Below are 23,041 nucleotides of genomic sequence, written 5' to 3' on the forward strand. Positions count from 1 at the left end.
TTTTAAAGATCAATCGCATCACACTTCGCTTCGTCGCCAACTTACCGCGCCGTCGCTTCGTTTTCTGCGTCGCTGCATCAGCAGCAGAGAAGTGAGATTATGTCGCAGCTTCTCGTCGTCGTCAACAGTTTTTTTCGCTTTCTTCGCTCGCCGCCGTAGCGACTCGCCTGCTCGAAAACCACTAACTACCGGGCTTTTCAGCCCGTCGCCCCAACCGCTTCACCGCTTTCGCGGCGTCGCCGTCGTTGCGAGAGACGAGATATTAGTGAAAACCCCGAACGCTGGCAAGCCCTTTGTGAAAATATTTTGAAAAGCGAAAAAAAGCCCGCGTCATGGGCGGGCCGAGGATCCACGGAACGAGACACATGGAGGAGACGCGACCACGCTATCCGGGCATCCCCCGGCGACGCGACCAACGAAATCGCATATGCTTCCTGACAGCCTGCCACTATGGAAAGGCGATATCGACGTCGGCACTGCGCCGCCACCGCCCCGCTCCACTGTTCCCATATATAGAGCGTCCGAGATGTCTCTTTCGCGCGTCTTCCGCTCGCTCCCGCTGACCCGCGCGTGGCGAATGGCACCACTGCTGGCGCTCGCTCTCCTGGCCACCGCCTGCAGTACGGTGCGTCCGCCCCCCGAGCCCTCTCAATGGGCGACGCATATCACTTCCGCAACGCCGAGTGCGCTTGCCAGCGCATTGGCGCCCGCCGTACGGGCCCATCCTGGCCAGTCCGGCTTCCAATTGCTCGCGACGGGCTCGGCCGCCTTCACCACGCGCCTCGCGCTGGTGCAAGCCGCGCAACACAGTCTCGACGTGCAGTATTACAGTGCCGGAGAAGACATCACCGGCCGTCTGTTGCTTCAATCGCTGCTCAACGCGGCAGATCGAGGCGTCCGCGTTCGCATGCTGGTGGACGACATCAATCGCCGCCACACGGATCCGGCCTTCGCTGTCCTGGACCGACATCGCAACATCGAGATCCGGGTTTTCAATCCATTCGGCACACGCGACACGACGCTCCTCGAGCGCGCGGGCAACCTGCTGACGCGGTTCGACCAGTTGAATCGCCGCATGCACAACAAGGCGCTGGTCGCCGACAACCAACTGGCCATCGTCGGCGGGCGCAATCTCGGCGACGAATACTTCGACGCCAATCCGGACCTCTCCTTTCGCGACTTCGATCTGCTTTGTGCGGGTCCGGTCGTCGATGCCGTCTCGCGAAGCTTCGATCATTTCTGGACGAGCGCGCAGTCCTACCCGCTAAAGCAGGTGCAGTCGAAGATCGATCAGGAGACGCTCGACGCCACACGCGAGGCTCTGGCGCGTCACTGGCGCAACGCAGACGCCGTGCCCGCCGGGCACCAGGCGCTCCACCAGCCCGCGCTCGCCGATGGCCTGCGCAGCGGCCGCGTGCCACTGTTCTGGGCAAATGCCGAGCTCGCGGCGGACACGCCCGACAAGCTGGACGCCCCAGCCACCGAAACGAAAAGCGCGCCAGGCGCAAGACTCCGTCAGCTTGCGGCCAACGCCCAGCGCGAGGTGCTGATCATCTCCCCGTACTTCGTGCCGATGGACGGCGGCGTACGTTTTCTGTCGACGCTGTCCAGCCGCGGCGTGAAAGTCCGCGTGCTGACCAACTCGCTCGCGGCGACGGACGTCGTCCCGGTCCACGCCGGATATGCGCGCTATCGCCCGGCGTTGCTGCAAGCAGGTATCGAGCTGTACGAGTTCAAACCGATCCGCGGGGATGGCGGCGGCGAGCACGCGCCGCGGCGCGTGACCTTCGGTGGCTCATCGCGCGCAAGTCTTCATGGCAAGGCTTACGTGATCGACCGGCGCGACGTCATCCTCGGCTCGTTCAACCTGGACCCACGCTCAGTGCGTCTGAACACCGAATTGGCGATCGTGATCCACAGTCCGGAATTCGCCGAGCGAATGGCTGGCATTTTCGATCAGGCGACCTCGCCGAGCACAAGTTTTCGTGTCGAACTGGCCCCGCCCGGCGCCGTGCCACAGACGCCCACACCCCCCACAATGCCGGCGCTGCGCTGGGTGGGTGAGGAGAATGGCCGAGCCCGGACGTTCGACGTGGAGCCCTACGCGCCCTTCTGGCGCAACGCCGTGGCCGGCGCCTTCACTTTGCTGCCGAGCGACGATTTGCTCTGAGCCGCGCATCGCCGAGTCGACCTCACCACGCCTGTCAGAACTCGAACGAGGCCGAGAGCGTCGCCGAGCGTGCGTCGCCGACCGCAACGAAGTATTGGCTGGCGCTCGACGGGTAATACGTCTTGTTGAACACGTTCTTGACGTTCAACTGATAGTGGACCGGGTGACGCCCGATCTTCGCGTCGTAGGCGGCGAACACGTCGGCGACGAAATACGCGGGCAACGTGAAACTGTTGGCCGAGTCGCCCGGACGCGATCCGACGTAGCGTCCCACGGCACCGAGCCTCAAATTGCCCCCGCCCTGGCCGAGCACGGCACCCCAGTCGTACACCGCGGCAAGCGACGCCGTATGACGTGCCGCGTTCGCCAGCGTATTGCCGGTGTAGAGCGGATCGTCGGTCGTCTTCGCGTCGATGAACGCGTAGCTGGCGATCACGTTCCAGCGCTGCCCGATGCGTCCGGACACATCGAGCTCGACACCGCGCGAGCGCGCCGCCCCCGACGTACGCCAGTCGATGCCCTTGGTCGCATCGTTGAACTGCGACACCAGCACGTTGCGCTTGTCGATGTCGAACACGGCCAGCGTGCCGCTCAGCCCGTTGGGCATATCGAGCTTCACCCCGAGTTCGAACGACTTCGCGTGCTCCGGCGCGACGCTTGAGTCGATGACGACGCCCGACGACAACGGCGCGATGGTCGACGTGGGTTTGAGCGACTCCGAATAGCTGCCGTACAGCGACACATCATTGGTCGCCTTGTAGACGATGCCTGCGCGTGGCAACCACTGGGTATCGCCGAGATCCGTATTCACCCGGAACGGGCGCCCCTTGCCGGCGAGTTGGCTGTAGGTGAGCAGACGCACCCCGCCCACGACGATCCACCGGTCGGTAACGTGAACGGCGTCCTGAAGGAACAGCGAGGCGTCGTGCAGTGTGTCGGTCTGATCGCTGTCGCTGGCCGACACGGTCGTCGGAATGACCTCGCAGCCGTACACCGGGTTCAGGTACGAAAACGTGCACCTGGCCGCCTGACGGATCAGGTCGCGGCGATAGATGCGCCGATATTCCCAATCGCCACCGAATTGCAGGTCGTGACGCATACCGGCCAGCCGTACCTTGCCGTCGAGATAGGCAATACCGAAGCTGTCGGTGCTGACCGAGCCGCGCGTGGCGTCGTTGCTGCGGGACACCACCCCCGTGGCCGTGTTGATACCGTTCACGCGCAATTGCCCGGCGTCATAGGTTTCCTTGTTGTAGCTGTAGCCGAAGTGCGCTTTCCAGTCGGCGTCGAACTGGTGGTCGACGGTGATCTGGGCGAGGTGCGACTGACCGGTCATCTCGTTATGGACGTCGTCCAGCCGTTCGCGTGCGGAGACGGCGAGCGGCTTGTTGGTGGTCGGATCGATGACCGTGCCGCGATCGAAGGGCGTGAGGAAGTTGCGGTACTCGTACGAAAGCACGACCTGCGTGTCGCGCCCGTAGTAGGCGAGCGCCGGCGCGACCAGCGTCTCGCGCTGGGTGCCGAAGGCGCGCCAGTACGACTGGTTGTTCTGGTCGACGACCAGTCGGTACGCCAGCCCCGTATCGCCGATGGGTCCCGTGGTATCGAGCGTTTCCTGCGCGCCGTGCTTGCCGTGGCCGAACGTCGTGCCCGCCAGGCTCACCGCCGTATAGGGCTTGAGCAGCGGACGCTTGCTCACCACGTTAATCACGCCGCCCGGGTCCATGATGCCGTACAGCAGCGACGTGGGCCCCTTGAGCACCTCCACCGAGTCGGCGTTGGCATTGAGCCCGCGCCCCTGCACCAGCGGCATGCCGTTGTGCATGATCGAGCCATCGCGGTTGCCGCCGAAGCCACGCTTGAGCAACGTGTCCTGCGTGCCGGCCAGCGTGTTGCCTTGCACGATGCCGCTCACGTTGACGAGCGCGTCGTCGAGGGTACGTGCGCGCTGGTCGGCCAGCACTTGCTGCGGCACGACGTTGATGGCTTGCGCAATGTCGAGGATGGGGGCGTCGGAGCGCGAGACATTCGCGTCGACGGGCATGCGATACGCGTCCGCCCAGGCCTGCGCCTGCACATGCGTCGTCGGCAGCGCCACGTCCGCCGAGCTGCCGCCCGCGACGATCGCCGCCGCAACGGGGGCACCTTGCGGCGTCAGCGCATAGCCCGCACCGTGCGGCGATGCGGTGAGCCCCGTGCCCGCCAGCAGTTGGCCGAACGCACCGGGCACGTCGAAGCGGCCTTCCACGCCGGGACTTTGCCGTCCGACAGTGAGCGCGGGGGCATACGTGAGGAGAATGCCCGCCTCCCGGCCGAACCGCGCAAGCACGCCGTCGAGGGGGCCGGCCGGGATGGCATAAGTACGGATCTGCGCCGAGGGTGCCGACGCGGCGGCGGGCGCTTGCCCGACCGTCTGTGCGTGCGCGACACCGCTGGCGAGCGTCGTTGCGAAAGTCGCCGCAACGCTTGCGCAACTCACGCGAAGCCGCCATTGCGGGCCGCTGACGTCCACGGCAGCTGCGCAACCGCGCGCACCTAGCCGAGAGAGTGCCCGCGTCGCGCGTCGGAACCCCGACGGGAACCGGAAGCGCCTAAGGTGGGGGATTTCGGGAGAAGCGACGGCCATGATGAAAAGTCTCGCAGAGGTCTGGTTCAGGCAACGGAAAGAGGGGGTTCACTCCCCTTGTCACGCGAGACCTGCGAAACAGCTCAAACATGTGCCCATTCAGGGAAGAAAAATGCCGAGCGCACGCGGCGGCATTTCAGCTGCGCGGCCCGACGCTGACCCAATAGCGTGTTACCGAGGCCACTGACACGGGTAACGCGTGAGGCAACACAGCGAGCACGGCGTCGGTATCGCCCAGCGGATAGGTCCCGGACACTCGCAGCGCCGCCACGGCCGGATCGCAGCGCAAGTAGCCACGGCGATAGCGCGACAGTTCGGCGAGGAAGACATCGAGGCGCATGTCCACGGCGACGAGCATGCCCTCCGTCCACGCACCGTCGCCTGATGTCAGCGGCGTGGCGGGGCTCACGCCGTCGGCGGTGAAGCTCGCCTGTTCGCCCGCACGTACGATGCGTGCGGCGGCGGCACCCGGCGCCCCCGATGGCGCCGACGCTTCCCTGGCCGCCACGCGCACCGCGCCTTCGAACACCTGCACGGTCGCGCCGTCGGCCTGCGGCGCTTGTCGCACCGAGAACCGCGTGCCCATCGGCGATAGCGTGCCCAGCGCCGTCGCGACGATGAGCGGGCGCGGCGGCACATGAGCGGCGTCCTTGCCGGTGCTCACCATGATTTCACCGTCGACGAGCGTGATGCGCCGCACGCCCCCGGCCATCGTCAGCCGCACGGCGCTGCGGGTATTGAGCACGAGCGTGGTGCCGTCGGCCAGTTGCAGGGTGCGACGCTCGCCCGCTCCGGTACGGACGTCGGCGCGCCACCACTGCACGGCCGGTGGATCGCCGGCGACCCAGGCGCCGGTGCCCACGAACAGCACGCCCACGAGTGCCTTCACCGCCAGGCGGCGACCGCGCGAGCGGGGTGCATTCAACGCCGCCTGCGCCACGGACGCACCGAGCGTGCCGGACATATGACGCATGCGGCGTTCGGCGTTCTCGATGTGCTGCCAGGCGCGTGCGTGTTCCGGGTGCGCCTCGCGCCAGCGCAAGCAGGCCGCGCGAAGCGCGTCGGTGGCGTCGTCGGCATGCAGCGTCACCCACCATTCAACGGCCTGTCGCGCAACCCCGGCATCGAATCCGCCCGCGCGCACCGGCGTCATGAAGCCTCCATCGCGAAGAAGCACTGTGTGCCGGCACGCACCAGATGACGTTTCACCGTCGCCAGCGAGATGCCGAGTGTGTCGGCGATTTCCCCCTGGGTGAGGCCGTCGAGTTGGGCGAGCAGGAAGGCGCGTTTGACGAGGGGCGGCAGGCCGTCGAGACACCGATCGATCTCGAGGAGTGTCTCGAGCACCACGGCGCGCTCCTCGGGCGACGGTACGAGCGACTCGGGCTGCTGTGCCAGTGCGTCCAGATACGCGCGCTCGATCTGCTCGCGACGCCAGAAGTTGTAAAGCACCCGCTGGGCTACGGTCGTGATGAACGCGCGCGGCGACGCCAGCCGTCGCGGCGGATCGCGCTCCAGCATACGCACGAACGTGTCGTGCGCAAGGTCGGCCGCGCGGTGCGAGCAGCCGGTCTTTCGCTGAAGCCAGCCATGCAGCCAGCCGTGATGATCGTTGTAGAGGCCGCGAAGCGTGGTAAGCGTGGTAAGCGTGGTATCGGGCGGCAGCGTGTCGTCGGCGGGCATGCGCCCCTCCTGTCCCGGGCCAGGTGCGGCCGAAAAGGCTCAGCGGCACAGGCATCGTTTATGCAAATGAGAATCGTTCGCAGTATAGCAAAACGGTGCCGGGAGCCGGCCTCCGGCAATTCGGGGGGCATTCGCTGGCGAGGCGATGCGCCTGGTGTGCGTGCGCTATGCCCCGAGGGGAGGCACGACATGCGGTTGCGCGATTGTTGTCATTGGTGCAACACGATGCTCCCTCGTCGAGGTCTTCTGCTGTCGGGCAGGCAAGCCTACGATTCAGTCGTTGTTCAAACATGCGCCACTCTCGCCAGGTATCGGCGGGACGCGTCAACCCATCGAGGTAGCCATCATGAGTCAACGTCTGAACGCTTTCGCCCAATCGCCCGAACTATTCAAGAAGTTCATCGAATTCGGCATGCTCCTGAAGTCGAGCGCCATCGAGCAATCGATCCTGGACCTCATCGATATCCGCGCGTCCCAGATCAACGGCTGCGGCTTTTGCCTTGACATGCATGTCAAGGAAGCCAAGATTCACGGGGAGCGTGAATTGCGCCTGCATCACGTCGCCATCTGGCGCGAGTCGACTGAATTCTCGCCGCGCGAGCGTGCCTGCCTCGCCTGGACCGAAGCGCTGACCACGCTCGGCGCACAAGGCGTGTCCGACGAAGTCTACGAGCGCGTACGCAGCCAGCTCTCCGAGAAGGAAATTTCCGATCTGAGCTTCGCCATCATGGCGATTAACGGCTGGAACCGTCTGAACGTGGGCTTTCGGACCGTGCCCGGTTCGGCCGACAAAGCCTACGGTCTGGACAAGGCCAACCTGAGCTGAGGGCATCCATGAAAATCCTCGTCATCGGAGGCACCGGCCTGATCGGCAGGAAACTCGTCAAAGTACTGAACGAACGCGGTCACGAGGCCATCGCGGCATCACCTGCCACGAACGTGAACACAATCACCGGCGAAGGCCTGGACGACGCACTCGTCGGGGTCGACACCGTGGTCGACGTGGCCAACTCGCCCTCGTTCGAAGACGAGGCCGTACTGACGTTTTTCCAGACGTCGACGCGAAACCTGCTCGCCGCGGAAACCCGGGCCGGTGTTCGTCATCACGTCGCGCTGTCGGTCGTAGGCACGCAGCGTCTGGCCGAGAGTGGCTATTTCCGCGCCAAGATCGCGCAGGAAGCGTTGATCGATCAGGGCGGCATTCCCTACACCATCGTTCATTGCACCCAGTTCTTCGAATTTCTGGGCAGCATCGTGCAATCGGGCTTGCAAGGCGACCAGGTGCAGCTCTCGACGGCTTTCGTGCAGCCGATCGCCTCCGACGACGTGGCGATCGCCGTGGCCGACGCCGCGCTCGGCGCCCCGGTCAACGGTATCGTCGAAGTTGCCGGCCCGCAGCGCTTGCGGCTGGCCGACTTGGCGCAATGCTACATGCGCAAAATCGGCGATAACCGCACCGTGCAGGCGGATCCGGGCGCGCGCTATTTCGGCGCCGTGCTCGACGATGACACGCTGGTACCCGGCGCCAGCCCGCGTTTGGGCAAGATCGACTTCGACACCTGGTTCAGCCGCGCGAACGATTGAACTCGCGGCCCTCACCTGGACGTGACATGAGCAAACTGCGGCCTCCCCCTCCCAGTCTTCTGGACAAGTACCGTGGCAGGGACTTTCACCCCCTGTACGCCACGAGCGTGACGGTACACGGCGGGGAGGCCGCGCATGGTCGCGCCTCCGGCATCGCTGCGTCCGACGACGGCGAGCTGTTCGTGAACCTTCGCCTGCCGGTCGAGCTGGGAGGGTCCGGGGGCGGCACGAACCCCGAGCAACTATTCGCGGCAGGCTATGCAGCGTGCTTTCACGGCGCGCTCAGCATGCTGGGCCTGACCCAATAACTCGCCGGGGGGCGGTCGCCTACGCCGCCTTCACCACGGGGTTGTCCAGGATTTGCAGGTCCATCGCCCGGATGTGCTCCGTCATGTAGTCAATGAACACACGGATGCGGGCCGGCAGATGCTGGCGGCTCAGGAAGCACATGAAGTGCCCCCGATCATCGGGCGCATATTGCGGCAGACAGGAAACCAGTCGGCCTGCGCGCAGGTGGTCGCAAACCTGATACGCCGCCATTTGCGCAAGGCCGTGCCCGTCCAGCACCGATTGCAGGACCAGGTCCGCGTCGTTGAAGGTCAGCGAGGCGTTAGGCGACAGCTTGCGCAGTTGCCCGCCCGACTTGAATTCCCATTCGAAAACGCGTCCCGACGCCAGTCGGAAGTTCACACAGCGGTGATTCGCAATCTCGTCGACGCTCGTGGGCAGGCCGCGCTCGGCGACATAACCGGGTGACGCGCACAGCATCATCTGCATGGGAATCACTTTCTTGGCGATGACCCGGCTGTCTTCCATGCGACCGTTGCGGAACGATACGTCGATGCGGTCCGTGGCGAAGTCGGTGGGGCCGTCGTCGAGCACCAGCTCGATCGAGATGTTCGGATTCGCTTCGCGAAACCCGTGGAGCAGCGGGGCCACGATCTTCCGCCCGAAACCGACCGTCGAGCAGATGCGAAGCCGGCCCGACGGCGGCCCCTCGCGCAGCTCCCGCATGTCGTCCATGGCCTGAATGATTCGCTCCACGCCCGGCTGGCACCGCTCATAGAAACGCCGGCCTTCGGCGCTCAGCGAAGTGCTGCGCGTGGTGCGCACGAAGAGCCGTGTGCCGAGCTGGTCTTCGAGCTTCTGAACGCTGCGGCTGATCGCCGAGCGGCCGATACCAAGACGGTCGCCCGCCTTGGCGAAGTTGCCCTCGGTGGCAACCGCGATGAAGGCGACGACGCCGGCATAGCTTGTCGCAAAGCTGTCGGCCAGCGAATCCGCGCACCGGGAGGGCTGCGTAGCGGCAGAGGCAGGGGCAGATGAAGGTGTCGACATGGTGAGTGCGCCACAGTGGTTGTTCCTGCTGATAAGACGGCCCAGCCGAGCGTTCTGTGACATCAAGCCAAAAAAAACGGCGTTTCGTAGGGAAACGCCGTCCAGGAAGCACGCCCGGCATGGCGTGCAAGAGAACTGTGGTGACAGGGGGTTATCGAGAAAGTCTCACTTGGCCGGAATCAGTGCGGGTGCGCCCTGCGGCTTGATCAGCACCACCAGAAACCGGGCAGGCCTGGTCTGGCTGGCGTTGCGGCCCACGGTGTGGATGTCGCCCGGACCTTCGTAGAACGTCTGGCCGGCCGTGAGCGTGACTTCCTTGCTACCCCGGACCTGCATCACGATGCTGCCTTCGAGCACGTACACGAAGCTATGGGCATTGTGACGATGGATCGGATCCGCAGCACCGGGCGGGTAGTCGACAGTGAGCATCAGCGCGTCCTTGCCGGGCATGTCCGGCAGCGCCTTGTCCATCAGTTCGGTCACGATCGGTTGCGGCGGTGCGGCGTGAGCGATCGGGCTCAGCATTGCACCGGCCGCGACAAGCAGTGGTCCCCATTTCATCTTCAACATGGCGTGTCCTCGGCAAGGTGGATGAGGTCCTCATCGTAGGAGCCGGCACACTGCGGCGGTAGTCTCGCGCAGGGGATCATCATGTTGCCCACCAGGCACCAAAGCATCGGGTCACCGAGGCGACACCTGCGTCAGCGCCGCTCCGTCAGGGCGGCGATACGGGCCAGCTTGTCGGGATTGCGTTGCACCAGGATGCGGGTGAAGCGCGTGCCATCGGTCTCGTACGACTGCACGGATTCCAGCTTCTCGTCGACGAAACGCAGCAGCGCCCATTGGCCGTTGACCTGAAGCACTTCGATGCGCAGGGCGTCGCGAAACCGCCGCTTGCCCGCGTAGAACAGTTGCGCGAGGCGTTTGCCGCCGATGAGGCTGCTGAAGCTGCCAACCTTGCCGCCGCCGTCGCCGATCAACTCGGCGTCGTCGCTCAGCAGGGCGTGCAGGCCGCGGAAGTCGCTGCGCTGCATGGCGTCGGCAAAGGCGAGCAACAGGCGGTGCAACGTGGCGCGCGGCACCGCCTCGCGCGGCGTGCCTTCGCGCAATTGCTGGCGGGCGCGCTTGACGAGTTGGCGCACGGCGGCGGGGGTCTTGCCCAGCGTCTGGGCAATGTCCTCATAGTCGGCGTCGAACACGTCGCGCATCAGGAAGGCCGCCCGGGCGTCGGGCGACAAGCGCTCGAGCATGTACAGGAACGCCACGGAAACATCGTCGGCAAGCTCGTGGTCCTGCTCGGGCGTCGATGGCGCGGACATCAACATCGGCTCCGGCAACCAGACCCCCGTGTAATGCTCGCGCTCAGCCTTCGCGGCACGCAGGCGGTCGATGGACAAGCGCGTGGTGATGGCCACGAGCCACGCCTCGGCGTTCTGCACGGCGAGGCGATCGGTGCCGTACCAGCGTAGCCAGGCTTCCTGCACCACGTCTTCCGCCTCCGCCACGGCGCCCAGCATGCGGTATGCGATCGCATGCAGGCGAGGACGGTGGCATTCGAAGAGGGTCAGGGAGTCGGTCATGTCATGGCGAACGCCAGAGGCGGAAAAGCGGCGGGCGACTCATTCTGCCGCAGCGCATGCGCGCCGACAAGCATGCACCGCCCGCGCGGGGCCACGGCATTGGTGTCTGCGACGCAACAGCAAGCTTCCTCGGGGGTACCTACCGCCCTCGCGATCCCCTGCCTACGATGCCTCTCACGCGCTCTTCACTCAAGGGCTTCCACGAAACCGCACTCGGTCGGCAGCGCCGACCGCTCTTCAGGAGACATACGATGTCCACCACCGTCAACACGCTGTTTGCCAGCGACAACGGCCCCGTCGATCTGGTGCCTTCCCGCTACGCACTGCGCGTCGGCACCATCGAAGCGATGGTGATCAGCGACGGCGTGCTGCCGCTGCCGACCTCGACCATGGCGACCAACGTGGCCGCGCCAGACCTGGCCGCGTGGCTCGACAGCATGTACATGCCGCCGGACGCCTTCGACTGGCCGCTCAACGTGATGGTGGTTCGCAGCGGCCGTCAGACCATCCTCGTCGATGCCGGTCTGGGCGGGCAATTCCCGGGTTTCCCGCGCGCGGGTCAGTTTCCGCAGCGCCTCCAGTCGGCGGGCATCGCGCTGGAGGACGTCACCGACATCATCGTCACCCACATGCACATGGATCACGTGGGCGGACTGCTGGTCCCCGAGGTCAAGTCGCGCTTGCGCCCGGACGTGCGTATCCACGTCTCGGCGACCGAAGTCGCGTTCTGGACGTCGCCGGACTTCTCCCACACCGTCATGCCGACGCCGGTGCCTGCCGTGCTGCGCACGACGGCGACAAGCTTCTACAACGAGTACCGTGAACAACTGCATATGTTTGAGGACACGCATGAAGTTGCGCCGGGCGTGATCGTTCGCATCACGGGCGGCCATACGCCCGGGCACAGCGTGGTCGATCTCGTGTCGGGTGACGAACGCCTGACCTTCGCGGGAGACGCCATGTTCCCGGTGGGCTTCGACCATCCCGACTGGCAGAACGGCTTCGAGCACGATCCGGAAGCGTCGACGCGCGTTCGCATCGGCCTGTTCGAGGAACTCGCGCAGAACCGTGGCCTGCTCGTGGCGTCACATCTGCCGTTCCCATCGGTGGGACGGATTGCCCGCAACGGCGAGGCCTATCGCTGGGTCCCGGTGATCTGGGACTTCTGAAACCACGCGCCGTTGCGAGACGCCCGGGCGTTGATACGCCCGGGCGACCTCTCCCCGGTTTGGGTGGCGCGGCGATTTGGCGTCCAATCACGTAGTCAGAGGATTGGACATGGAAAGGCGGCCTGCCGACGCGCAGATCATTGGTTTCCCGCGAGAAGCCGAGGCCTGCCTCCATGTCCATCAACCCGTCATTGGTAGAACGAGATCGGGACACCGGCCGGAATGGCAAAGACTTGCCTCTCCAGTGCGGTCTTTTCGTAAGCAAAGTATCCGACGGGAGACGGCCCGGCGTCGCCAGGGAAGTCTTCATTCTTTATCCGCTTCGCCACGTTCGTTTGGTGCCCCTCGTGATCGGTCTCGAACACCAACTTCCCTTTGTTGCCGTCAAGCGAGTTGTAAAAGCGCATTTTGTCGAGGTTCGCGAAGCGCGTTCGCATCACATTGCGCGCCTCCACGTCGGCGCGCAGGCAATTTTGTGCGTCGATCACGCCTGCGTCACTGGCCCGTTGCCCTTGCAAGGCATCAAGCGCCGTGGCGGTTGTCTCCGAAAATGAGAACCCTTTTGCTTCGAGCTGTTTCGAAAACGACGTCGGCTGAGTTTCATCGGAGCCCTGCTGAATCAGCCCATGCTTCAGCGCGAGTCCCACAAATCGGTCGACCGCAAAGTTGATCTCGAACAGCGAATAGCCCCCTGACGGCATCCTGTCGAAGTCTTCCAACACATTCCCGATCTCGTCGGCATGGTTCCCACCGTCGCGGAACGCTTCGTTGATCCTTTCGCTCTCGAGATCGAATTGCCGCAGGAACTTCGCCACGTTGTCGGAAACACCAACATTCAGACGTTGCGACAGATGCGTGATCACCGCTTCGCCCGGCGTTTCCTCCTCTGCCATTGCGCCGGTGGACTGCATTACCCGCATGAGAAGGCCAAGGGCATTGAGCAGGACTTTTCCGTCGAGTCGGTCCGCATTGTCCAAATAGTTCCGGACGAATGCCCCAACCATTGCCGGGCGCCCCTGTTGCGCCATTACCGCGGGCAATTCGTGAATCTGCTCCCGAAGCACGTCCAGGCACAACGTCTCGTCAGGCCCGTACGGCGTGTGTCCATGAATGTTCCGGCGGAACTGATCCGCCAATGCGAAATCGTCGGACAGGCGGGAATACAACTGATCGACTCGCGCTGCCCCGTGCCCTGAGACCCCGTGCCCCCACGCCAGCGCGGTGGCGGCCAGCACATCGGCGTTGAAGTTCTCTTCGGTACGATTATCCGCCGACATCTGGCTGTGACCTTCTGCCGTGAGAAACGTCCGGTCAAACGCGTCGGTGCTCTCCAGCGCCACCGGCAAACACGTCTGGTTGATCATCGTCACCTTGTCGCCAAAGCTGATGCTGTCATCGGCAACACCTGCGTTTCGTTCATTCGCGTCGGTCACCAGCCTGAGCCCCGCGCCATGCGTGTAATAGGCCGCATCGTCGCGACTGCATGCGAGCATTTTCGTGGACTTGAGGTAGGTGTTCTCCACCATGTCGATAAGCGCGTTGCGATAAAGCAGGCGCTCTTCGGCGTCGCCATGATCCATCATCGCAATCATCGAATCGAGCGAGTCGTGTTTAAGCCGCAGTACGTTCGAATTGTTCATTTCCGTGACTTTGCTGCCCCAGGACTCGGTCCCCGGAAGCGACTTCACGCGATCGTAGATCCGAAGGAACTCGACATCGTGATTCGAGACAATCACGGTCGTGTCGATGCCCATGTTGCGCAGAACGCCAATCGCCGAGAGCATGCAATAATCATTGTGCCCACGATCGTTGAGCAGATCGCCCAACAGCACCAGCCCTGCGGCAGCATTGTCCCCCGCAGCCACGGCCCTGGACAGAAGGAACTTGAACTGCTCCGCGTTCTCCTTCAGCGATTCCGCCGCTCGGTCGTCCAGAGAAGCGACGGACTGGCCGCCCGGACCGAAAGGCGTGTGCTTCGACGATCCTTGCAAGGCGCTCATGCACCGGAGCCAAATGTCTTCGTTGTTGATTTTCAACACACCGGCGCCGACGAGTTGAAAAAGCAACAACTGGACGTTCCCGTGCATATCGCCCAACGCCAATTCCTGCAGTTCCCCGATGGCCGGGTCGCGCTTCGGGACCAAAGTATTCAAATCGGAGGCCAGCGCCTTCGGCTGACGCGCCATCGCCGCTTCCCGGGCCGCGATCACGCGACTCGGCATGCCGGCCAGCGCGAGAGGCGGCTCCCCGGGAAACGTCAAGGTGTCGTCGTTCGGGCTGAACACAACGCCCTCGCCCACTGTCACATCCTGCGTGCGAAGCCCGTGCTGGCGACCGAGCGAGTCAATCACTGACTGTGTATAGGTCGGACGGACCTCGCCATTGTTGGGATTCACGCAACGCGGGTCGTGCAAGACCGCCATCAACGTCAGCACCTTGGATTTGTTCGTTGTCAGCGTCTCACCGGTCCGCTCGCCGGGATTTTCAAACAATGCGGAAAAGGCCGGATGCAGCCTGATTTCTGGATGATTGCCGGATGCGGCGCGCCCGGCCATGCGAAAGAATTCGGGCACCGGGGAAAGTTTGGCGGCCGCGTTCAATTCGAGTGCGCGCCCCAGGAAGGACAGCGCAGCGCCTGTCGCAGCCGCACTGGCGGCATGCGCCGTCTGTCCGATCTCGACCCTGGATGCCGCTTCTGTCCGTCGCGGCGATACGTTTCCTGTGGAAATCAATGCCCTTCTCCCCCGTTTGAAAATTGAAATTCGATGGATTGCCCCCTCTCGAAGCTCGGCGCCTCCCCGAGGGCAACCGATATGTAACTGGCGTTGGCGTCACGTTCCATGCCCCCGCGGCGGGAACGCCCCGACGGGAACGCTCCGACCAACGGAATGGATCGCATCGGCCATATCATGGAAAACATTTATTGACCGACCGGCCGGTCGGTTTATAATGCGATGCATATCCCCACATGTCGCGGAGGCCTTCCTCTATGTATACGCAAGCCATCGACCTGGCCGGCAACAGCCCCAAGGGCGTGCGCGCCCTGAGCGAGGCGGAGCAGCAGCAACACGCCCGCTTCGACGCGCGCATCGCCGCCGATCAGAAGATCGAGCCGCAGGACTACATGCCGGCCGAGTACCGGAAGACGCTCGTGCGCCAGATTTCGCAGCACGCCCATTCGGAAGTCGTCGGCATGCTGCCGGAAGGCAACTGGATCTCGCGCGCGCCGAGCCTGAAGCGCAAGGCCATTCTGCTCGCCAAGGTGCAGGATGAAGCCGGTCACGGTCTGTACCTGTATTCGGCCGCCGAAACGCTCGGCTCGTCGCGCGACGAAATGATCGATGCGCTTCACTCGGGCAAGGCCAAGTACTCCAGCATCTTCAATTACCCGACCCTCACATGGGCCGATGTCGGCGTGATCGGCTGGCTGGTCGACGGCGCCGCCATCATGAACCAGGTGCCGCTGTGCCGCTGTTCGTACGGCCCCTATGCACGCGCCATGATCCGCGTATGCAAGGAGGAATCGTTCCACCAGCGCCAGGGCTTCGACGCCCTCCTCGCGATGATGAACGGCACGCAAGCCCAGCGCGACATGGTGCAGGAGGCAGTGAACCGCTGGTGGTGGCCGGTGCTGATGATGTTCGGCCCGAGCGACAAGGACTCGATCCACAGCGCCCAGACCATGAAGTGGGGCATCAAGCGCATCTCGAACGACGATCTGCGCCAGAAATTCGTCGACGCCGCCGTCGAACAGGCCCGTGTGCTCGGCGTGACCTTCCCCGACCCGGATCTGACGTGGAACGAGGCGCGCAAGGCGCACGACTACGGCGAGATCGACTGGGCCGAATTCTGGCGCGTGGTCGGCGGCGACGGCCCGTGCAACAAGGAACGTGTCGGCACCCGCGTGGCCGCCCACGAAAAAGGCGCCTGGGTACGCGAAGCCGCCCTGGCACACGCCGCAAAGCAGCGTCGCCGCGCCGACAAGCAGGCCGCGTGAGCGGCTCGCACCCAAGCCACGCAGCCCTCACAAGACATCAGGAACGATCATGACGCAAGCAAGCAACAAGGAATGGCCCCTCTGGGAAGTGTTCGTGCGCAGCAAGATGGGCCTCGAGCACAAGCACAGCGGCAGCCTGCACGCCGCCGACGCCGAGATGGCGCTGCGCATGGCGCGCGACGTCTACACCCGCCGCCAGGAAGGCGTGAGCATCTGGGTCGTGCCGTCGGCCGCCATCACCGCGTCCGCGCCGGAAGACAAGGGCGAACTGTTCGACCCGGCCGCCGACAAGATCTATCGCCATCCGACCTTCTACCAGCTGCCGGAAGAAGTGAACCACATGTAAGCGGCGGCGCGCCCGCGCGCCCCATGCGAGACCCCAGAACATGAAACCGACGCAGGAACACCTGTCCTACTTGCTGCGCCTCGCCGACAACGCGCTGATCCTCGGTCAGCGCAATGCGGAATGGTGCGGTCACGGCCCCGTGCTGGAAGAAGACATCGCGCTCACCAACCTGAGCCTCGATCTCATCGGTCAGGCACGCATGCTGTATCAGCACGCCGCCAAGGTCGAAGCGGAACTTACCGGCATCGCCAAGCAGGAGGACGACTACGCCTTCTGGCGCGATGAATTCGCCTTCCGCAACTGGACGCTCGTCGAGCTGCCCCATTACGGCCCGACGGCCGGCACGACCGCCGCCGAGCGCGACTACGCCGTGACCATCGTGCGCAACTTCCTCTACTCGGCCCTCATGGTCGAAGTGTGGCAAGCGCTCGCCGGTTCGAACGACGCCGAACTCGCCGCGATCGCCGCGAAGTCGGTCAAGGAAGCGCACTACCACCTGCACCACGCCCGCGACTGGCTCGTGCGCTTCGGCGATGGCACCGAGGAATCGCATCGCCGCGCGCAGGACGCGCTCGATTACCTCGTGCCGTACATGAACGAAATCTTCAAGCGCGACCCGCTCGAGGACGCCGTGGCCGCCGCCGGTACCGGCGTGGCGATGGCCTCGCTCAAGGACGCCTGGCAAGCCACCGTGAACGACGCGCTCGCCGAAGCCACGCTCAGCGCCCCGGTCGATGGTGCGTTCGAGAGCACGGGCAAGTTCGGCCGTCACTCCGAGCACATGAGCTACCTGCTCGGCGAGATGCAGGGACTGGCACGCCAGCACCCCGGCGCGAGCTGGTAAGCCACGCGCGCACATCATGCTGACGGATACGACCATGACCCTGCCGCTTACGCCCCCCGTTGCGCCCGACGTGCTGACGCCGGCATCGGACGCGTCGCTGGCGCTCGCATGGCAAACGCTCGAATCGGTGCCCGACCCGGAGATCCCGGTCGTGTCGATTCGGGAACTCGGCATTCTGCGCGATGTGCGCGTCGTGACCAACGACGCCGGCGACACGGCCTTCGAGATCGTGATCACGCCCACGTACTCGGGATGCCCGGCGATGCAGCAGATCGCCGAGGACATCGAGGCGGCCATGACGCGCGCGGGTCTCGGCCCGTGGCGCATCACGACCGTGCTCGCCCCCGCATGGACGACGGACTGGATCAGCCCCGAAGCGCGCGAAAAACTGCGCGGCTACGGCATCGCTCCCCCCACGGGGGCGCATGCGGTGGCCGCGGACGCCCCGCGCAAGATCACGTTCTACGGCCGACCGAAAGACGGTGTGCCGTGCCCCCACTGCGGGTCGCACGACACGGAAGTGGTCTCGGCCTTCGGCTCGACCGCCTGCAAGGCACATTACCGTTGCCGCGCTTGCCGGGAGCCGTTCGACTACTTCAAGCCCTACTGATTGACCCGATTGATCCGACTGATCCGATTGACCCGACTGATCCCGCTTCGCGCGTAACGATGCCGACACTTCGATTGTCGCCACCCGCGCCCGGACGGTAAGGAAGCCCACGATGACGACACCGCAATTCCATTCGCTGACCATTCGCGAAATCCGTCCCGAGACCGCCGACGCCATCTCCATCGCCTTCACGGTGCCCGAGGCGCTGCGCGACGCGTATCGCTTCACGCAAGGCCAGTTCCTCACGCTCAAGACCGAGATCGACGGCGAAGAAGCCCGTCGTTCCTACTCAATCTGCGTTGGCGTGCCCGACTACGAGGCCACGGGCGAGCTGCGGGTGGGCATCAAACGCGTACCGGGCGGCAAGTTTTCGAACTTCGCCAACGATCAACTGAAGCCGGGCCAGCAAATCGACGTGATGACGCCGGACGGCCGCTTCTTCACCCGTTTGTCGGCCGAGCAGGCCAAGCATTACGTGGGCTTCGCCGGCGGGTCTGGCATCACGCCGATGCTCGCGCTCATCAAGACCACGCTGGCCACCGAGCCGAACAGCCAGTTCACGCTGGTCTACGGCAACCGCTCGGTACCCGCGATCATGTTCGCCGAAGCCCTCGAGGATCTGAAGAACACGTATCTCGGCCGTCTGCGCCTGTATCACGTGCTCTCGGACGAAGCACAGGAAGTCGAGTTGTTCAACGGCCTGCTGGATCAGGACAAGTGCGCCGCTTTCCTCGAGACGCTCATTTCACCGTCGAGCATCGATGAAGCCTTCATTTGCGGTCCGGGGCCGATGATGGACGCCGCCGAGGCCGCGCTGGCCGCCGCGGGCGTTGCCAAGGAAAAGATCCATGTCGAACGCTTCGGCGTGCCCTCGCCCCAAGCCGGCGTGAAGCCGGTCGTGATCACCGACGATACGCCGATGGCCGAGCTGGTCGTGGTGATGGACGGCAAGGAGCGTCGTCTGCGCCAGCCGTACGAGGGCCAGAGCATCCTCGATACCGGCCTGGCCGCCGGCCTGTCGCTGCCGTACGCCTGCAAGGGCGGCGTGTGCTGCACGTGCCGCGCCAAGGTGCTCGAAGGCGAAGTCGCCATGGACAAGAACTACACGCTGGAAGACTACGAAGTCGAGCAAGGCTTCGTGCTGACGTGCCAGGCCCGCCCGCTCACCGAGCGCGTCGTGGTCAGCTACGACGAGCGCTGATCGGCGAGGACCCGGCGGTGGCGCGGATGGCGGGCGGCCACGGCCGCCGACCGCGCCCCGTCGAAGCCCAGGCCCCGTGTGACGCGGATTGCCGCGGCGCGCGAATGCGGGGGCGATACTGAGGCAACACCGCGGCACCGTCGCATCCGCCGGGTCGAAGTCCCGCGAATGATCCGGTTCCGCGCGGTGATTGTCTGTTATCGCCTGCTATTGCCTGTGATTGCCGTCATGACGGGAGCGTCAACCCGAGGTTGCGGGAATACCGTAAACTACCGGGCATGAATACCATCCATGTCGTCTGTGGCGATATTGCCGCGCAGCAGTTGCGCGCGGCAATGGCGCTGGCGCACCGCGCCGACCCCGTGCTTGTCCTGCGAGACGACCTGGCCGTCGGTCCGTTGCGCGAGATCGACGAGAACGAGCGTCAGCGCGCGGCGTTCTGGCAGCGGGTGATGCCGTCGGCGAACCGGGATTACGCCAGCGAGTTGCGCGAGGAACTGGCGTCGCTGCAGCGCCTGGCCGAAGGCGGCCCCACGGAAAGTGCCGTGGTGTGCTGGCATGGCGACAGTGCGTCGGATCAGCTTGCGCTTCGCCGCGTATCGTTCATGCTGCGAAACACGCCCGCCCGACTCAACGAAATCGTGCTGCGCAGTGCCGATCTGAGCGGCCCGGGCACGGCGCAAGGCCCTGAGCGGCGCACCAGCGTGGGCATGTACGCCCCGGACGTGCTCGCCGAACGGTTCGCGCGCATCGCCCCGATCTCGCTGTTGCGCATCGGCCGCCTTTCGCTCGAATGGCGCGCGCTCAAGCAAGTGAATACGCAAGTGCGTCGCTGGGTGCACAACACATTCGAGGGCGCAACGTTCGCCGAGATCGACGATCAGTTGCTGACCCTGGCGCCCGTTGCCTGGACCCCGATGGCGGCCTTTCTCGGCGAGACCATGCCCCGCATCGAAGGTTTTTTTGCGACCGACAGTTTTCTGCTGTGGCGCTGCCGCGAGCTCGGTGCGGCAGGCCGGCTCGCATTGCGCGGCGACACGACAGCTGCCGCCGCGTGCGATCTACGACTGGAGTAACCCCCGTTTATGGCACGTACCAAAGCGCCCGATCACGAATCGCAGCGCGAACAGATTCTCGATGTCGCGGCCGAGGCGTTCGCCCGCGCGAGCTACCCGAGCACCTCGATGTCCGAGTTGGCCGCCGCGTGCGGCACGTCGAAGGCCCGCCTCTATCATTACTACGCGAGCAAGGACGCCATTCTGTTCGATTTGCTCGAGCGCTACACCAAGCGGCTGATGCTCATCGTCACCGAGGTCGAGGCGCTCGGCCAGCGCCGCGGTCTCTCCGAGCGCGACACGTTCCATGAGCTGATTCGCGCTTTCCTCGATGAGTACGAAACGTCGCAGACGCGGCACATCGCGCTGCTCAACGACGTGAAGTTCCTCAACGACGAGCAACGGGAGATCGTGCTGAACCGGCAACGCGATGTGGTGGCCGCCTTCGCACGCCAGCTCGCGCGAGCGTTCCCCGATCGGGTGGCCAGGCACAACCAGACGGCGCTCACGATGATGCTGTTCGGCATGATCAACTGGACGTTCACATGGCTCAAGCCGGGTGGACGCATGCGTTACCGCGATTTCGCCAACGAAGTCATCGCCGTGCTCGAGCACGGTCTCGCCACTCCGCTGCCGGATGGCATCGAGGCCGCCATTCCTGCTGCCGTGCTGCCCACGAGAACGTGACGCCGAAGCCGCTCTCGAAAATGAGGTGAGCACACACTCACAAAAAAGGGCGGGATTTCCGCCCTTTTTTGTTGCCTCGCAACAACCTCGCGGTCGAAGGTGCCGCCACACAAACCCAGAAAAGACGCCACTCTTCAGCGACTTAGGCCTTTTCCTCCAACGGCATCGCACGATTCCTAGGGTTTTTACCTAGCCGTTCGGGTATAATTCTTTTGCGTCGCACAATCCAGTCGACGCACTAAAGAATACTCAAGGAATACGCCATGACTGCCCCGAACCACACGCCCGACGTCGCACGCGCGACGGTTGCCGCCAACGAGCGGTCGAGCGTGCTGATTCGTGAATTGACGTCCGGCGATATTCACCGTCTCCAGCGCCATTTCCTGGCGCTCGGCGAAGAAGACCGCCTGCTGCGCTTCGGCCAGGCCGTCTCCGACGACATCATCACGCGCTACGTTGCCAGCCTCGACTTTGCTCGCGACAGTGTTTTCGGCGTCTACGACGACCATCTGGCGCTCGTTGCCGTGGCCCATGTTGCCCAGTTGCCGGAAGGCAAGAACGGTCGCGTCGCGGAGTTCGGCGTCTCGGTACTCGAATCCGCTCGCGGTCGCGGTATCGGCTCGCGACTTTTCGAGCGGGCTGCCATCCACTGCCGTAACAAGCGCGTCGACACGCTTTACATGCACTGCCTGTCGCGAAACGCCCGCATGATGCGTATCGCGAAAAAGGCCGGCATGCAGATCAATTTCGCATACGGCGAAGCGGACGGCTACCTGAGCCTGCCGCCGGCCGACACGCAATCGATGCTCTCGGAGATGATGCAGGAACAAGTCGCCGCCTTCGACTACGCCATCAAGCGCCAGCTTCGCAATGTGCGTCGCCTGTTCGGCGCTCTGCTGCCGAATCAGCGCGCCGCCTGAACCGCGGCCTGCCCGATTCGACGCGGCAAAAAAGAAAACCCGGCTGGATGGCCGGGTTTTTTTGTTCCCGTCACAATGGCGAGACGCGTCTTGTCACGGTAGCGGCAGCGCTGTCGTTTCCTTGAGCTGGTCGAGCACGAAGCTCGTCTTTACGTCGACCACGCTCGGGTGCACAAGCAGATTCGTCTGCATGAAGCGGGAAAAGTGCGCCATGTCCCGCACATGCACGCGCAGCAGATAATCCATGTCGCCCGCCATCGCATAACAGCCGACGACTTCGGTCCAGGAATCGACCACGTTGCGGAAGTGCTCGATCACCGACCCTCCCTGCCCGTCGCCCGGATGCCGCTTGTCCAGGCGCACGTTCACGTAGGCGAGCAGCCCAAGGCCGAGACGCGTGGGCTCGAGCAGCGCGACATACCCGCGAATGACGCCGGCTTCCTCGAGCCGGCGAATGCGCCTCAGGCATGGGCTCGGCGACAGGCGGACCTGTTCGGCGATCTCGAGATTGGATAGCCGGCCATTGCCTTGCAGCAAGGCCAGAATTCGGCGATCGATCTTGTCGAGTTCCAATTTTGACACTTCCCCCCCACTATTTTCGTCATCTGCGCAATATTATTGCGTAGATTATGAATATTTTGGAAATACTAACCCTCTCACTCCCATTACAAGAGATTACAGAGAAGACGCCGACGCCGGTATCGGGAAAAAAAGAGGAAAAAGAAAGGGCGCCGACCTTGCGAGGTGGCGCCCGGAGGGGGCAGAGCGTGCCGCCTTGTGGCGGCGCGCTCAACGTTGTTCAGGCCGCATCAGCGGCGCTGGAATTCGCGCGGATCGATCGTGCGCTGGTCGAGCGGGCCTTCGTAACGCTGCGGCGTAACGGGAGAACTCACGGTGGAACTCACCGGGGTCGGTTCGGCCGTCTTGTCGCGTGCCAGTTCATCGGCACGGGCGACGCTCACTTCCAGGGTCAGGAACGAAGCGGAAACCAGCAGGAATTTGGCGATGTTTCGTTGATTCACAGTGACTCCTTCTTGCGTATCGCTTTATTGCAAGCGCACGACGTGTGCGCAAAGAACGTACCTGACGGGCCAGGTCCATCGGAGGAACGCCATCGAGCCAAGCCGAAATCGTCCACAACGGACCGAACGAATCGACAGCGCGTCAGGTAAGGCATTAGGTGGCATTCTGCCTGCGCCGTTCCCCTTCGCCCCGAACCGTTACACGTTGT

21 protein-coding genes and 1 pseudogene are annotated in these 23,041 nt (G+C 64.3%); 13 read left to right on the top strand and 9 right to left on the bottom strand.

All coding sequences use genetic code 11. From position 1 onward, the window contains the following. Nucleotides 1-526 precede the first annotated feature (526 nt). Nucleotides 527-2,170, top strand: a complete 1,644-nt coding sequence (locus tag W930_RS0114815) for a phospholipase D family protein (protein ID WP_024788450.1) — start codon at nt 527-529, stop codon at nt 2,168-2,170. 34 nt (nt 2,171-2,204) lie between these two features. On the opposite strand, the gene W930_RS0114820 is transcribed toward W930_RS0114815, so the two are convergent. From W930_RS0114820 to W930_RS0114830, 3 genes are all read right to left on the bottom strand, one after another. Continuing rightward, entirely contained in the window at nt 2,205-4,796 is a 2,592-nt protein-coding gene (locus W930_RS0114820) for a TonB-dependent receptor (protein WP_080685094.1), read from the bottom strand. Nucleotides 4,797-4,932: 136 nt separating this feature from the next. Continuing rightward, complete coding sequence (locus tag W930_RS0114825; RefSeq protein ID WP_023598521.1) at nt 4,933-5,949, bottom strand: FecR domain-containing protein; 1,017 nt, start codon at nt 5,947-5,949, stop codon at nt 4,933-4,935. Further along, entirely contained in the window at nt 5,946-6,479 is a 534-nt protein-coding gene (locus W930_RS0114830; protein WP_023872518.1) for a sigma-70 family RNA polymerase sigma factor, read from the bottom strand. Before W930_RS0114830 ends, W930_RS0114825 begins: the two co-directional genes overlap by 4 nt. Before the next feature lie 346 nt (nt 6,480-6,825). On the opposite strand from W930_RS0114830, the gene W930_RS0114835 reads away from it, so the two are divergent. The 3 genes and pseudogenes from W930_RS0114835 to W930_RS27570 all read left to right on the top strand — a co-directional run. Further along, nucleotides 6,826-7,305 (top strand): carboxymuconolactone decarboxylase family protein, encoded by a 480-nt coding sequence (locus W930_RS0114835; RefSeq protein WP_023598519.1) that lies wholly within the window; start codon nt 6,826-6,828, stop codon nt 7,303-7,305. Nucleotides 7,306-7,313: 8 nt separating this feature from the next. Continuing rightward, nucleotides 7,314-8,063: an SDR family oxidoreductase gene (locus tag W930_RS0114840; RefSeq protein ID WP_023872519.1), complete on the top strand. Its 750-nt coding sequence runs from the start codon at nt 7,314-7,316 to the stop codon at nt 8,061-8,063. Nucleotides 8,064-8,089: 26 nt separating this feature from the next. Continuing rightward, nucleotides 8,090-8,356: pseudogene (locus tag W930_RS27570) on the top strand (peroxiredoxin); the annotation flags it as partial. A gap of 34 nt (nt 8,357-8,390) precedes the next feature. On the opposite strand, the gene W930_RS0114850 reads toward W930_RS27570, so the two are convergent. The 3 genes from W930_RS0114850 to W930_RS0114860 form a co-directional block, all read right to left on the bottom strand. Beyond that, a complete protein-coding gene (locus W930_RS0114850; protein WP_023872522.1) occupies nt 8,391-9,401 on the bottom strand; it encodes a LysR family transcriptional regulator in 1,011 nt (336 codons plus the stop codon). Nucleotides 9,402-9,566: 165 nt separating this feature from the next. Further along, nucleotides 9,567-9,971 carry a cupin domain-containing protein gene (locus W930_RS0114855; protein WP_023598515.1) on the bottom strand — a complete coding sequence of 135 codons (405 nt, stop codon included), beginning with the start codon at nt 9,969-9,971 and terminating at the stop codon, nt 9,567-9,569. Between the two features lie 131 nt (nt 9,972-10,102). Continuing rightward, nucleotides 10,103-10,981, bottom strand: coding sequence for an RNA polymerase sigma-70 factor (locus tag W930_RS0114860; RefSeq protein ID WP_023598514.1), 879 nt, complete (start codon nt 10,979-10,981; stop codon nt 10,103-10,105). A gap of 251 nt (nt 10,982-11,232) precedes the next feature. On the opposite strand from W930_RS0114860, the gene W930_RS0114865 reads away from it, so the two are divergent. Further along, on the top strand, nt 11,233-12,150 hold the full coding sequence (locus tag W930_RS0114865; RefSeq protein ID WP_023872523.1) for an MBL fold metallo-hydrolase: 918 nt from the start codon (nt 11,233-11,235) through the stop codon (nt 12,148-12,150). 188 nt (nt 12,151-12,338) lie between these two features. On the opposite strand, the gene W930_RS0114870 is transcribed toward W930_RS0114865, so the two are convergent. After that, a complete protein-coding gene (locus tag W930_RS0114870) occupies nt 12,339-14,882 on the bottom strand; it encodes a hypothetical protein (RefSeq protein ID WP_036655954.1) in 2,544 nt (847 codons plus the stop codon). A gap of 257 nt (nt 14,883-15,139) precedes the next feature. Between W930_RS0114870 and paaA the strand changes: the two genes are divergently transcribed. The 8 genes from paaA to W930_RS0114910 all read left to right on the top strand — a co-directional run bounded on the left by paaA (nt 15,140) and on the right by W930_RS0114910 (nt 21,810). Continuing rightward, the gene (gene paaA, locus W930_RS0114875; protein ID WP_023598511.1) at nt 15,140-16,147 is read left to right on the top strand and encodes a 1,2-phenylacetyl-CoA epoxidase subunit PaaA; all 1,008 of its coding nucleotides are present in this window, start codon (nt 15,140-15,142) and stop codon (nt 16,145-16,147) included. Between the two features lie 49 nt (nt 16,148-16,196). Then, on the top strand, nt 16,197-16,493 hold the full coding sequence (paaB, locus tag W930_RS0114880; RefSeq protein WP_023598510.1) for a 1,2-phenylacetyl-CoA epoxidase subunit PaaB: 297 nt from the start codon (nt 16,197-16,199) through the stop codon (nt 16,491-16,493). A 40-nt stretch (nt 16,494-16,533) separates the two neighbouring features. Then, on the top strand, nt 16,534-17,337 hold the full coding sequence (paaC, locus tag W930_RS0114885) for a 1,2-phenylacetyl-CoA epoxidase subunit PaaC (RefSeq protein ID WP_023872525.1): 804 nt from the start codon (nt 16,534-16,536) through the stop codon (nt 17,335-17,337). A 34-nt stretch (nt 17,338-17,371) separates the two neighbouring features. Next, entirely contained in the window at nt 17,372-17,947 is a 576-nt protein-coding gene (gene paaD, locus W930_RS0114890) for a 1,2-phenylacetyl-CoA epoxidase subunit PaaD (RefSeq protein ID WP_023872526.1), read from the top strand. A 112-nt stretch (nt 17,948-18,059) separates the two neighbouring features. Further along, nucleotides 18,060-19,148 (top strand): 1,2-phenylacetyl-CoA epoxidase subunit PaaE, encoded by a 1,089-nt coding sequence (gene paaE, locus W930_RS0114895; protein WP_023598507.1) that lies wholly within the window; start codon nt 18,060-18,062, stop codon nt 19,146-19,148. A gap of 278 nt (nt 19,149-19,426) precedes the next feature. Then, nucleotides 19,427-20,224, top strand: a complete 798-nt coding sequence (locus W930_RS0114900) for a DUF1835 domain-containing protein (RefSeq protein WP_023872527.1) — start codon at nt 19,427-19,429, stop codon at nt 20,222-20,224. A gap of 9 nt (nt 20,225-20,233) precedes the next feature. Next, nucleotides 20,234-20,890 carry a TetR/AcrR family transcriptional regulator gene (locus W930_RS0114905; RefSeq protein WP_023598505.1) on the top strand — a complete coding sequence of 219 codons (657 nt, stop codon included), beginning with the start codon at nt 20,234-20,236 and terminating at the stop codon, nt 20,888-20,890. A 263-nt stretch (nt 20,891-21,153) separates the two neighbouring features. Next, nucleotides 21,154-21,810 (top strand): GNAT family N-acetyltransferase, encoded by a 657-nt coding sequence (locus W930_RS0114910; protein WP_023598504.1) that lies wholly within the window; start codon nt 21,154-21,156, stop codon nt 21,808-21,810. Between the two features lie 93 nt (nt 21,811-21,903). Here the strand turns inward: W930_RS0114910 and W930_RS0114915 are convergent, their stop codons facing one another. Both W930_RS0114915 and W930_RS0114920 read right to left on the bottom strand, forming a co-directional pair. Continuing rightward, entirely contained in the window at nt 21,904-22,392 is a 489-nt protein-coding gene (locus W930_RS0114915) for an Lrp/AsnC family transcriptional regulator (protein ID WP_023598503.1), read from the bottom strand. A 227-nt stretch (nt 22,393-22,619) separates the two neighbouring features. Next, on the bottom strand, nt 22,620-22,832 hold the full coding sequence (locus W930_RS0114920) for a hypothetical protein (RefSeq protein WP_023872528.1): 213 nt from the start codon (nt 22,830-22,832) through the stop codon (nt 22,620-22,622). Nucleotides 22,833-23,041 lie beyond the last annotated feature (209 nt).

It is taken from the genome of Pandoraea sp. E26 (genome assembly GCF_000681415.1).
Lineage (GTDB): Bacteria > Pseudomonadota > Gammaproteobacteria > Burkholderiales > Burkholderiaceae > Pandoraea > Pandoraea pnomenusa.

Coding starts and splice junctions, on each gene's coding strand:
- W930_RS0114815 (WP_024788450.1), top strand. CDS start 527: ATGTCTCTTTCGCGCGTCTTCCGCTCGCTCCCGCTGACCCGCGCGTGG.
- W930_RS0114820 (WP_080685094.1), bottom strand. CDS start 4,796: ATGGCCGTCGCTTCTCCCGAAATCCCCCACCTTAGGCGCTTCCGGTTC.
- W930_RS0114825 (WP_023598521.1), bottom strand. CDS start 5,949: ATGACGCCGGTGCGCGCGGGCGGATTCGATGCCGGGGTTGCGCGACAG.
- W930_RS0114830 (WP_023872518.1), bottom strand. CDS start 6,479: ATGCCCGCCGACGACACGCTGCCGCCCGATACCACGCTTACCACGCTT.
- W930_RS0114835 (WP_023598519.1), top strand. CDS start 6,826: ATGAGTCAACGTCTGAACGCTTTCGCCCAATCGCCCGAACTATTCAAG.
- W930_RS0114840 (WP_023872519.1), top strand. CDS start 7,314: ATGAAAATCCTCGTCATCGGAGGCACCGGCCTGATCGGCAGGAAACTC.
- W930_RS0114850 (WP_023872522.1), bottom strand. CDS start 9,401: ATGTCGACACCTTCATCTGCCCCTGCCTCTGCCGCTACGCAGCCCTCC.
- W930_RS0114855 (WP_023598515.1), bottom strand. CDS start 9,971: ATGTTGAAGATGAAATGGGGACCACTGCTTGTCGCGGCCGGTGCAATG.
- W930_RS0114860 (WP_023598514.1), bottom strand. CDS start 10,981: ATGACCGACTCCCTGACCCTCTTCGAATGCCACCGTCCTCGCCTGCAT.
- W930_RS0114865 (WP_023872523.1), top strand. CDS start 11,233: ATGTCCACCACCGTCAACACGCTGTTTGCCAGCGACAACGGCCCCGTC.
- paaA (WP_023598511.1), top strand. CDS start 15,140: ATGTATACGCAAGCCATCGACCTGGCCGGCAACAGCCCCAAGGGCGTG.
- paaB (WP_023598510.1), top strand. CDS start 16,197: ATGACGCAAGCAAGCAACAAGGAATGGCCCCTCTGGGAAGTGTTCGTG.
- paaC (WP_023872525.1), top strand. CDS start 16,534: ATGAAACCGACGCAGGAACACCTGTCCTACTTGCTGCGCCTCGCCGAC.
- paaD (WP_023872526.1), top strand. CDS start 17,372: ATGACCCTGCCGCTTACGCCCCCCGTTGCGCCCGACGTGCTGACGCCG.
- paaE (WP_023598507.1), top strand. CDS start 18,060: ATGACGACACCGCAATTCCATTCGCTGACCATTCGCGAAATCCGTCCC.
- W930_RS0114900 (WP_023872527.1), top strand. CDS start 19,427: ATGAATACCATCCATGTCGTCTGTGGCGATATTGCCGCGCAGCAGTTG.
- W930_RS0114905 (WP_023598505.1), top strand. CDS start 20,234: ATGGCACGTACCAAAGCGCCCGATCACGAATCGCAGCGCGAACAGATT.
- W930_RS0114910 (WP_023598504.1), top strand. CDS start 21,154: ATGACTGCCCCGAACCACACGCCCGACGTCGCACGCGCGACGGTTGCC.